We start from the raw sequence: 10,121 nt of genomic DNA, 5'->3' as shown, positions 1-10,121 counted from the left end.
GGTCCGGGGCGGCGCCCCGGCGGGGTGCAGGGGCGGAGCCCCGCGGGGGACCAGGGGGGCGGAGCCCCCTGGCGGGGTCGAAGGGGCAGCGCCCCTGGGGATGGGACGGGTAGGGGCGGCGGGGGCGAGAAACAAAAGGGCAGCCCGCCGACGGGGGATGAATCGGCGGGCTGCCATGGTGCCGCTATGGCTCAGTGGACGCTGTGCTCCTCCAGCGGGAACGTCCCGCCCACCACGTCCTCCGCGAACGCCTTCACCGCGCTGCCCATGACCTCACGCAGATCGGCGTACTGCTTCACGAACTTCGGCACACGACCACCGGTCAGCCCCAGCATGTCCGTCCACACCAGCACCTGCGCGTCCGTCTCCGGTCCGGCCCCGATGCCCACCGTCGGAATGTGCAGCACCCGCGTCACCTCGGCCGCCAGCTCCGCGGGAACCAGCTCCAGCACCACCGCGAACGCCCCCGCGTCCTGCACGGCCTTGGCGTCCCGCAGCAGCTGGGCCGCCGCCTCCTCACCACGCCCCTGGACGCGGTACCCCATGGCGTTCACCGACTGCGGCGTCAGTCCGATGTGCGCCATGACCGGAATCCCGGACTCCACCAGCAGCTCGATCTGCCGGTGCGAGCGCTCACCGCCCTCCAGCTTCACGGCCCCGACCCCGGCCTCCTTCACCAGCCGGGTCGCCGACCGCAGTGCCTGCACAGGGCCCTCCTGGTACGACCCGAAGGGCAGGTCGCCGACGATCAGCGCACGGCTCGTACCCCGTACGACCGCCGCCGACAGCATGGTCATCTCGTCGAGGGTGACGGGCACGGTGGTCTCGTACCCGAGGTGGCAGTTGCCCGCCGAGTCCCCGACGAGCATGACCGGGATCCCGGCCTCGTCGAAGACGGACGCGGTCATCGCGTCGTACGCGGTGAGCATGGGCCACTTCTCGCCGCGCTCCTTGGCGGCGGCGATGTCGCGAACGGTGATACGGCGGGTGCCCTTGCCCCCGTACAGCGTCTTGCCGTCGGAGGTGTTCTGCTGCGCAGGCTGGGCAGCCGAAAGCTGCGTCATTGCAACGGCTCCTTCGTCATCTCGAGGCGCCCTGACGGCGTCCCCGGATCACCTCCATGGTGGCACCTCGTGCCACGCGCGGCCAGACCGGGGTGGGGAACCGGTGGGGGGACTTCAGTCACGTACCGGCGTACGACTCGCGCCCTACGTCCCTTGTTAAGGCCTCGGTAAAAGCATTTCGATACGAGACGGTTCCGTATCTTAATTACCCTACGCTCGTCGGCATGACTACTCCCGCCGACCGCGCCCTTGCCGGCCCCCGCATACCGGAGGCGGTGCACCGGCGCCGCTGGGCGATCCTCGGCGTCCTGATGCTGAGTCTGCTGATCGTGGTGCTCGACAACTCGATCCTGAACGTCGCCATCAAGACGATCTCGACCCCCGCCCCGACCGGCCTGGGCGCCACCCAGAGCGAGCTGGAGTGGGCCATCAACGCCTACACCCTGGTCTTCGCGGGCCTGTTGTTCAGCGCCGGTCTCCTCGGCGACCGGCTCGGCCGCAAGAGGATCCTGCTCGGCGGACTCGCCGTGTTCGGCATCGGCTCCGCCCTCGCCGCCTTCTCCGGCTCACCGGGTGAACTGATCGCCTTCCGCGCGGTGATGGGCCTCGGCGCCGCCTTCGTGATGCCGGCCACTCTCGCCGTCCTGATGAACGTCTTCGAGCGCGAGGAGCAGCCGAAGGCCATCGGCATCTGGGCCGGCGGCGTCGGACTCGCCATCGCCATCGGGCCGATCACCGGCGGTGTCCTGCTCGACCACTTCTGGTGGGGCTCGGTCTTCCTCATCAACGTGCCGATCGTGCTGCTCGCCCTGGCGCTGATGCTGTGGCTGGTGCCCGACTCCCGCGACCCGAACCCCGGCCGCATCGACCCCATCGGTGTCGTGCTGTCCGTCGTGGGTCTGATCCTGCTCGTCTACGGCATCATCCGCGGCGGCGAGCTGGCCGACTTCACCGATCCCACCGTGCTGGGGACCATCGCCGCCGGTCTCGCCGTCCTCGTCGCCTTCGTCGTGTTCGAGAAGCGCAGCACCCATCCGTCCATCGACGTCACCTACTTCAAGAACAAGGTCTTCTCGGCCGCGATCGCCGCCATCGCGCTGGTCTTCTTCGCGCTGATGGGCGTGACCTTCTTCTCGGTCTTCTACACCCAGAGCGTGCGCGGCTACTCGCCGCTCGAGACCGGTCTGCTGATGCTGCCGCTGGCCGCAGCCCAGATGATCTTCGCGCCGCGCGCCCGGCTGCTCGTCGACCGCTTCGGCTACAAGGCCACCACCACGGCCGGCATGGTGATCATCGCCGCGATGCTGGCCGCGTTCGCCACGCTGGAGGCCGACACGCCGATCTGGCGTCTCGAAGTGATCTTCTTCCTCATGGGCACCGGCATGGCGCACATCATGACCCCGGTCAGCGTCGTCATCATGCAGGCCCTGCCCCGCGAGAAGGCCGGCTCCGCCTCCGCCCTCAGCAACACCTTCCGCCAGGTCGGCGGCGCCCTCGGCATCGCCGTACTGGGCTCGGTGCTCTCCACGGCCTACCGCGGCGGCATCGAGGACGAGCTCGGCCCGCTGCCCGCCGGCCTGCGCCACACCGCGGGCGAGTCCATCGAGTCGACCCTCGGCGTCGCCGCGAAGCTCGGGCCCGAGGGCAGGGCGCTCGTCGGCCCCGCCCACGACGCGTTCCTGCACGCGATGCACGTCACCGCGCTGTGGGGAGCGGGCGTGGCGGTGCTCGGCGCGATCGTCGTAGCCCTCTACCTGCCGGGCAAGGTGGCGGCACCTCAGCGGTCCGAGGAGGAACAGGAGTTGGTGAAGGGGGAGTAGCAGCCGTGGACCAGGCGGAACGGCGGCCGCGGACAGGGCAGAATCGCCCCAGGCCACGGAAAGGACGGAGCGACGTGAACGGTCTCACCGACAGCCGGTCGACCCGGGAGGGACCCCTCAGAGGCCGCCCCCGCAGTGAGGCCGTGGAGCACGCCATCGTCGAGGCGGTGGTGAAGCTCCTGGAGGAGGGGGTGCCGCTCGCGGAACTGTCCATCGAACGCATCGCCCGTACCGCGGGCGTCGGCAAGGCCACCATCTACCGGCGCTGGAGCGGCAAGGAGGAACTCTTCGTCGACGTCGTGCGCGCGGCCGAGCCCCCGGACCCCGAACTGCCCGGCACGTCGATGCGCGACGACCTCGTGGCCCTCCTCGAACAGTTGCGCGAGCGCGGCCTGAGGGCCCGCACGTCCGCCCTCCTGCACAACGTGTACGCCCAGATGAAGAGCAGCCCCAAAATCTGGGCCGCGTACCACACGACCGTCGTCGAGCCGCGCCGCCGGATCCAGGTCCAAGTCCTGCGCGACGGGCAGGAGAACGGTGAACTCCGCACGGACCTCGACATCGACGTGATCACCGACATGTTCGTCGGACCCATGCTCGTGCGCACCGTCATGCGTCCGGACGCCGATCTCCCGGAGGGCCTGTCGGAGCAGATCGTCGACACGGTGCTGGAAGGTCTACGGCCCGTCAGTTCGCCCTCCGCGTAGCCCATGTGCGCGTTTCGTCACAGAGGGCGCTTTCTCCCTTCTGCACCGGAACTCGCCGCGCAGACTTGTACGTCCTCGTGCCCGTACGGCCGTCGGAGGACGGCAGGATCAGCGCCGCTCATCCCCTAGGGTCTTATGGGCACGGGGGGAAGAACGGTGTGCACGGCAGGCAGTGAGGCGGCGGTATGGCGCAGCAGGCGTACATGACGGAAACGGACAACGGCGGCTCGGACCCCGAGCGCCCGGGAGCCCGGTTCCGGCGCCTGATGAACCGCCTGGTCGCCGACTGGCGCGGTGACCGGCTCATCTGGCGCCGCGGCCTCGTCGTCGCCGCACTCGCGGTGCTGCTCGCCCTGATCATGCTGCTGCACGCGCAGATCCCGAACGCCATCGGCAACCTCGGCAGCCTCATCGAGACCTTCCTGCCCTGGTTGGGCATCTTCGTGCCCGTGCTGCTGGTGCTCGCCTTCGTACGGAAGTCCGCGACCGCCCTGATCGCCGTACTGCTGCCGTCGATCGTCTGGCTGAACCTTTTCAGCAGCCTGCTCAGCGACAAGGCCGGCACCGGCGGCGACCTCACGGTGGCCACGCACAACGTCAACGCCGACAACGCCGACCCCGCGGGCACCGCCCGTGACGTGGCCGCGTCCGGCGCGGACGTGGTGGCCCTGGAGGAGCTGACCACGTCGGCGGTTCCGGTGTACGAGAAGGCGATGGAGTCGACGTACAGGTACCACTCGGTGCAGGGCACCGTCGGGCTGTGGAGCAAGTACCCGCTGACCGGCGTCAAGCCCGTCGACATCAAGCTGGGCTGGACGCGCGCCATGCGCGCCACGGTGACCGCGCCCGCCGGGCAGGTCGCGGTGTACGTCGCCCACCTGCCGTCGGTACGGGTGAAGCTGGAGGCCGGTTTCACGGCCCGGCAGCGCGACACGAGCGCGAACGCCCTCGGCGAGGCCATCGGCGACGAGAAGCTGACCAGGGTCGTGCTGCTCGGCGACCTGAACGGCACGATGAACGACCGCGCGCTCAACGCCGTCACCGCCCAGATGCGCTCCACGCAGGGCGCGGCGGGCAGCGGCTTCGGGTTCAGCTGGCCGGCCTCGTTCCCGATGGCGCGGATCGACCAGATCATGGTGAAGGGGATCGAGCCGGAGAGCTCTTGGACGCTGCCGCAGACCAGCAGCGACCACTTGCCGGTGGCCGCGCGTGTGAACGTCGCCACGTCGTCGTAATCCCCGCTGTCACTGGAATACAGGGCCGGTGAGCCTTTGTTCCGTACTTGAACATACTCTGGTACGGAACTCCGCTCTCCCTTGAAAGGCACAGGTCCCTTCATGCCCCTGGCCCTGCTCGCCCTCGCCGTGGGCGCCTTCGGCATCGGTACGACCGAGTTCGTGATGATGGGCTTGCTGCCCGACGTCGCGGACGACCTGCACATCTCGATCCCCATCGCCGGTCATCTGGTCTCGGCGTACGCGCTGGGTGTGGTGATCGGCGCCCCGCTGCTCGCGGCGGTCACCGCGCGCATGTCCCGCCGCAAGGTCCTGATCGGCCTGATGGCCCTCTTCGTCGCGGGCAACGCGCTGTCGGCCCTCGCCCCTGACCACGACTGGCTGCTGGCGGCCCGCTTCCTCAGCGGCCTTCCGCACGGCGCCTTCTTCGGCGTGGGCGCCGTGGTCGCCACGACCATGGTGGCGCCGGAGCGCAAGGCCCGCTCCGTCTCCCTGATGTTCCTCGGCCTGACGGTCGCCAACGTCGTGGGAGTCCCGGTGGCCACCCTCATGGGGCAGCACCTGGGCTGGCGGGCGACCTTCCTCGGCGTCAGCGCGATCGGCCTGGCGGCGATGGCGTCGCTGGCGCTGCTGATCCCGCACGACCACACGCACGCCCCCGCCACGGGCGTCCGCGGCGAACTGGCCGCCCTGCGCTCCCTCCCGGTCTGGCTGGCCCTCGGCACGACGGTCGCGGGCTTCGGCGCGCTCTTCGCGGCCTACAGCTACATCACGCCGATGCTCACCGACGCCGCCGGCTACGCCGGCTCCAGCGTGACGCTGCTGCTGGCGCTGTTCGGCGTCGGCGCCACGGCGGGCAACCTGCTCGGCGGCCGCCTGGCCGACCACTCCCTGCGGGGCACGCTGTTCGGCGGTCTGACGTCGCTGGTGGCGGTGCTGGCGTTGTTCCCGGTCCTGATGAACACGCAGTGGACCGCGGCGGCAGCGGTGATACTCCTCGGCACGGCGGCCTTCGTCACCGGCTCCCCGCTCCAGCTGATGGTCATGGAAAAGGCGTCGGCGGCCCCGTCCCTGGCCTCCTCCGCCAACCAGGCCGCGTTCAACCTGGCGAACGCGGGAGGTGCGTGGATCGGGGGCCTCGCGCTGGCGACGGGCTTCGGCGCGACGTCCCCGGCGGTCGCCGGTGCGGGCCTGGCGGTGCTCGGTCTCGGAGTCGCTGCTGCGGCGGCTGTGGTGGACCGGCGGCGGGTTGCTCCGCAGGGGGCGCGGAAGAGGGTTGTCGCGACGCATGTGCCTCAGCGGTCGGAGACGCTGCAGTCCTGAGGGGCGCCGGCGCCGGGAACGGTCCTGGCGCCGGCGCTCTACGCCGCCGAAGATATCCGCTTACCCGCGTGCCCTGTTGACGGCGTTCACGGTGCCGGCCGTGCACCTGGTCAGAGATCGTCGGGGAGGATCCGGAAGTGGGTGTGCCTGCCACCCAGCGGGCGGACGGTGCGGAAGTCGCGGAGGTCCCGGGTGAGGACGGCATCCGTGCTGTACTCGGCGGCAAGCGCCACGTTCACCGCGTCCACCAGGTCGAGGTCGAGCGCTGCGTAGCGTGCTCGTACGGACAGCGCGGTGTCGAGGATCTCCGGTGTGGGCGGGGCCAGAATCAACCGCATCTGCCGTACCCGCGCCGTGAGGGACCGGAGGATTCCGTCGGCCGCGGCGCGTCCGGCGCGGCTGCTGGCCACCTGGTGCACCTCGGTCAGCGCCAGAGGCGTGGCGACGAGGAAGCCGCACTGGTCCGCGGCCTTCCTGGCAGCTTGGTGGTCGGGGTCGGAGCGGTTGAAGAGCGTGAGGATTCCGGAGGTGTCGGCGACGGCGATCACGCCGCGTGCCCTCCGTTCCGGCGTTCCCGCGCCTCGTAGCCCTCGGTCACCGCGGTCCGAACGTCGTCCCCGGTGACAGGCCCTCCGAGGTCGAAGGTCTCCTCGTCGGAGACGAAGGGCTCGTCCCAGACGCGATGCGCCAATGCGATGCGGTGGAGGCCCTCGCGGATTATCTCGGCCTCGGAGACGCCGAGACGGGCGGCCGCTTCCTTGATCAGTGCGAGGTCGCTGTCGTCGGCGTAGACATTGGTGCGCTTCAGGGCCATATCCCTATGGTACAGGATGTGTACCACAGGGATATGGCGGTGATCTCGCCGGATGAAAGGCTCTGACCTGCCCCTACAGCACCGGCAGACTCTTCCGCAGCTCGAACGCCGTCACCTCGGACCGGTACTCCTCCCACTCCTGCCGCTTGTTCCGCAAAAAGAAGTCGAAGACGTGCTCGCCCAGCGTCTCCGCGACCAGGTCGCTGCGCTCCATCAGTGTCAGCGCCTCGCCCAGGTTCTGCGGCAGCGGCTCGATGCCCATCGCGCGGCGCTCGGCGTCGGAGAGGGCCCACACGTCGTCCTCGGCGCCCGGCGGGAGCTCGTAGCCCTCCTCGATGCCCTTGAGGCCGGCGGCCAGCAGGACGGCGTAGGCCAGGTACGGGTTCGCGCCGGAGTCGATCGAGCGGACCTCGATGCGGGCCGAGCCGGTCTTGCCGGGCTTGTACATCGGGACGCGGACCAGGGCCGAGCGGTTGTTGTGGCCCCAGCAGATGTACGAGGGGGCCTCGCCGCCGGCGCCGGCGGTGCGCTCCGTGCCGCCCCAGATGCGCTTGTAGGAGTTGACCCACTGGTTGGTGACGGCGGCGATCTCCGCCGCGTGCTTGAGCAGGCCCGCGATGAAGGAGCGGCCGACCTTGGAGAGCTGGTACTCCGCGCCGGACTCGTAGAACGCGTTCCGGTCGCCCTCGAAGAGCGAGAGGTGCGTGTGCATGCCGCTGCCCGGGTGCTCGGAGAACGGCTTCGGCATGAAGGTCGCCTGGACGCCCTGCTCCAGCGCCACCTGCTTCATGACCAGGCGGAACGTCATGATGTTGTCGGCCGTGGAGAGCGCGTCGGCGTAGCGGAGGTCGATCTCCTGCTGGCCGGGGGCGCCCTCGTGGTGGGAGAACTCGACCGAGATGCCCATCGACTCCAGCATGGTGATCGCCTGGCGGCGGAAGTCCATGCCGATGTTCTGCGGGGTGTGGTCGAAGTAGCCGGAGTTGTCGGCCGGGGTGGGCCGGGAGCCGTCGAGGGGCCTGTCCTTGAGCAGGAAGAACTCGATCTCCGGGTGGGTGTAGAAGGTGAAGCCCAGGTCGGAGGTGCGGGCCAGGGCCCGCTTCAGCACATAGCGCGGGTCGGCGAAGGACGGGGAGCCGTCCGGCATGAGGATGTCGCAGAACATACGGGCTGTGCCGGGGGCCTCCGCACGCCACGGCAGGATCTGGAAGGTCGACGGGTCCGGCTTGGCGATCATGTCCGACTCGTATACGCGGGCGAAGCCCTCGATCGCGGAGCCGTCGAAACCGATGCCTTCATCGAAGGCCTGTTCGAGCTCGGCCGGGGCCACGGCCACGGACTTGAGGAAGCCCAGCACGTCCGTGAACCACAGCCGTACGAACCGGATGTCACGCTCCTCCAACGTCCGGAGCACGAACTCCTGCTGCTTGTCCATCTTCCGCTTCCCCATCCTTGCTGGTCAGGCCGCCTGTCTCCCGTACCACAGGAGGCGGTCGGGCACCTGAGCATCCCACCACAACACCATTTCATGCGCGTTGCGCACCTTGATCGTGCGGCCGACCTCCGTGCGAACGCCTCGCGTACGGTAGGTGTACAGCTCTGAGCCCATCTTGCCTGCTCGGACTGACATCCGTAATGCCGGGAGGCCGGGAACCTGCCCGTGCGGGACGTCGTAACTTCGGCCATTCCTGAGCCCTCCCTACGAGAGGCCCCTCCTCCCGCATTACGATCAGCAGACCCGACCGGCCCTCTTTGCTCAAAGGACACACCTCATGGGTTCCGCCAAGAAAAGCAGCAGCGCCGAGCGCAAGGCGCGAATAGAGGAGATGCGGCGCGCCGAGCGCGCGCGGGAGCGCCGCAACCGGGTGCTCACCATCGCGGCCAGCGTGACGGTCGTCGTCGGCCTCGTGGTCGGCGGTGTCGTCCTGGTCCAGTCGCAGTCCGACGACGGCAGCACGGCGGCCCAGAGCGCGGGGAGCTTCACCACCGGCGCGGACGGAGTGAAGACGTGGAAGGGCAAGCTGAGCCAGACCCACGTGACCAAGACCGTGAAGTACCCGACCGAGCCCCCGGTCGGCGGCGATCACCACCAGGTCTGGATGAACTGCAACGGTGACGTCTACACCAAGGAGATCAACAACATGAACGCCGTGCACTCCCTGGAGCACGGCGCGGTGTGGGTGACGTACACCAGCAAGGCCCCGAAGGCGGACGTGGACGCGCTGGCGGCGAAGGTGAAGAAGACGCCGTACACGCTGATGAGCCCGAACGAGAAGCAGGCCGACCCGATCATGCTGACCGCGTGGGGGCACCAGCGCACGGTGACGAGTGCCGACGACCCGAACGTCGACAAGTTCTTCGAGAAGTTCGTGCAGGGCGAGCAGACGCCGGAGAAGGGTGCCGCGTGCACGGGAGGTCTTTCGCAGTGAGGTCGCCCGCCGGAGTGGCCGTCGCCGTGGCCGGAGTGCTCGTGGCGGCCGGCGCGATCACTTATGCCGTGGCCGAGGACGGCGGTTCGAGTGAGACTCCCGCCGCCGACTCCGCGGACGCCGGGTTCGCGCGGGACATGGCGGTGCACCACCAGCAGGCCGTGGAGATGTCGTACATCGTGCGCGACCGCACCGACGACGAGGAAGTGCGGCGCCTGGCGTACGACGTCGCGCAGACGCAGGCCAACCAGCGCGGCATGCTGCTGGGCTGGCTGGATCTGTGGGGCCTGCCGAAGGTGTCCGCCGACCCGCCGATGACCTGGATGGGCATGGGCGACATGGCCTCCGGCAAGGACGGGGCGCTGATGCCGGGCATGGCGACCAACAGCGAGATGAAGAAGCTGGATTCGCTTCAGGGCAAGCAGGCCGAGGCCTTCTATCTCCAGCTGATGACGGTCCATCACAAGGGCGGTATCCACATGGCCGAGGGCTGTGTGGACAAGTGCACGGTCGGCGTGGAGAAGCGGTTGGCGCAGGGCATGGTCGAGGGGCAGCGGTCGGAGATCGACCTGATGGCGGGGATGCTCAAGGAGCGGGGCGCGAAGCCGCGTTCGTAGGGAGCGGGTAATTCCTGGGACGCGAGCAGTTCGCAGGGCGTAAGCCTCAAATCGCCCTGGGCAGCGCCTCCTTGGCTTCTTCTTGGCCTTCGAGGCGTCTTCTTGGCCTCCG

The 10,121-nt window shown here is 69.3% G+C and carries 10 protein-coding genes; 6 read left to right on the top strand and 4 right to left on the bottom strand.

Annotated elements, in window-relative coordinates:
• Positions 1-191 precede the first annotated feature (191 nt).
• Complete coding sequence (gene panB / locus ABT063_RS00130; protein WP_351054778.1) at positions 192-1,064, bottom strand: 3-methyl-2-oxobutanoate hydroxymethyltransferase; 873 nt, start codon at positions 1,062-1,064, stop codon at positions 192-194.
• Positions 1,065-1,288: 224 nt separating this feature from the next.
• On the opposite strand from panB, the gene ABT063_RS00125 reads away from it, so the two are divergent.
• The 4 genes from ABT063_RS00125 (at position 1,289) to ABT063_RS00110 (ending at position 6,149) form a co-directional block, all read left to right on the top strand.
• The gene (locus tag ABT063_RS00125; protein ID WP_351054777.1) at positions 1,289-2,884 is read left to right on the top strand and encodes an MFS transporter; all 1,596 of its coding nucleotides are present in this window, start codon (positions 1,289-1,291) and stop codon (positions 2,882-2,884) included.
• Positions 2,885-2,958: 74 nt separating this feature from the next.
• On the top strand, positions 2,959-3,591 hold the full coding sequence (locus tag ABT063_RS00120) for a TetR/AcrR family transcriptional regulator (RefSeq protein ID WP_351054776.1): 633 nt from the start codon (positions 2,959-2,961) through the stop codon (positions 3,589-3,591).
• A gap of 266 nt (positions 3,592-3,857) precedes the next feature.
• Positions 3,858-4,826 (top strand): endonuclease/exonuclease/phosphatase family protein, encoded by a 969-nt coding sequence (locus ABT063_RS00115; RefSeq protein WP_502990734.1) that lies wholly within the window; start codon positions 3,858-3,860, stop codon positions 4,824-4,826.
• Positions 4,827-4,928: 102 nt separating this feature from the next.
• On the top strand, positions 4,929-6,149 hold the full coding sequence (locus tag ABT063_RS00110; protein WP_351054774.1) for an MFS transporter: 1,221 nt from the start codon (positions 4,929-4,931) through the stop codon (positions 6,147-6,149).
• Positions 6,150-6,259: 110 nt separating this feature from the next.
• Here the strand turns inward: ABT063_RS00110 and ABT063_RS00105 are convergent, their stop codons facing one another.
• The 3 genes from ABT063_RS00105 to glnA2 form a co-directional block, all read right to left on the bottom strand.
• On the bottom strand, positions 6,260-6,697 hold the full coding sequence (locus tag ABT063_RS00105) for a PIN domain-containing protein (protein WP_351054773.1): 438 nt from the start codon (positions 6,695-6,697) through the stop codon (positions 6,260-6,262).
• The gene (locus ABT063_RS00100) at positions 6,694-6,963 is read right to left on the bottom strand and encodes a ribbon-helix-helix domain-containing protein (protein WP_351054772.1); all 270 of its coding nucleotides are present in this window, start codon (positions 6,961-6,963) and stop codon (positions 6,694-6,696) included. Before ABT063_RS00100 ends, ABT063_RS00105 begins: the two co-directional genes overlap by 4 nt.
• A 73-nt stretch (positions 6,964-7,036) precedes the next feature.
• The gene (gene glnA2, locus ABT063_RS00095; RefSeq protein ID WP_351054771.1) at positions 7,037-8,398 is read right to left on the bottom strand and encodes a gamma-glutamylpolyamine synthetase GlnA2; all 1,362 of its coding nucleotides are present in this window, start codon (positions 8,396-8,398) and stop codon (positions 7,037-7,039) included.
• Between the two features lie 337 nt (positions 8,399-8,735).
• Between glnA2 and ABT063_RS00090 the strand changes: the two genes are divergently transcribed.
• Entirely contained in the window at positions 8,736-9,392 is a 657-nt protein-coding gene (locus ABT063_RS00090; RefSeq protein ID WP_351054770.1) for a thioredoxin-like domain-containing protein, read from the top strand.
• Between the two features lie 14 nt (positions 9,393-9,406).
• Positions 9,407-10,009 (top strand): DUF305 domain-containing protein, encoded by a 603-nt coding sequence (locus ABT063_RS00085; RefSeq protein ID WP_351055217.1) that lies wholly within the window; start codon positions 9,407-9,409, stop codon positions 10,007-10,009.
• Positions 10,010-10,121: the final 112 nt, after the last annotated feature.

The organism is Streptomyces sp. NPDC002838 (assembly GCF_040295365.1).
Taxonomy (GTDB): Bacteria; Actinomycetota; Actinomycetes; order Streptomycetales; family Streptomycetaceae; genus Streptomyces.
Note: the sequence above shows the minus strand (reverse complement) of the source record. Positions and strands in the feature narration are given on the sequence as shown.

Coding starts and splice junctions, on each gene's coding strand:
- panB (WP_351054778.1), bottom strand. CDS start 1,064: ATGACGCAGCTTTCGGCTGCCCAGCCTGCGCAGCAGAACACCTCCGAC.
- ABT063_RS00125 (WP_351054777.1), top strand. CDS start 1,289: ATGACTACTCCCGCCGACCGCGCCCTTGCCGGCCCCCGCATACCGGAG.
- ABT063_RS00115 (WP_502990734.1), top strand. CDS start 3,858: ATGAACCGCCTGGTCGCCGACTGGCGCGGTGACCGGCTCATCTGGCGC.
- ABT063_RS00110 (WP_351054774.1), top strand. CDS start 4,929: ATGCCCCTGGCCCTGCTCGCCCTCGCCGTGGGCGCCTTCGGCATCGGT.
- ABT063_RS00100 (WP_351054772.1), bottom strand. CDS start 6,963: ATGGCCCTGAAGCGCACCAATGTCTACGCCGACGACAGCGACCTCGCA.
- glnA2 (WP_351054771.1), bottom strand. CDS start 8,398: ATGGACAAGCAGCAGGAGTTCGTGCTCCGGACGTTGGAGGAGCGTGAC.
- ABT063_RS00090 (WP_351054770.1), top strand. CDS start 8,736: ATGGGTTCCGCCAAGAAAAGCAGCAGCGCCGAGCGCAAGGCGCGAATA.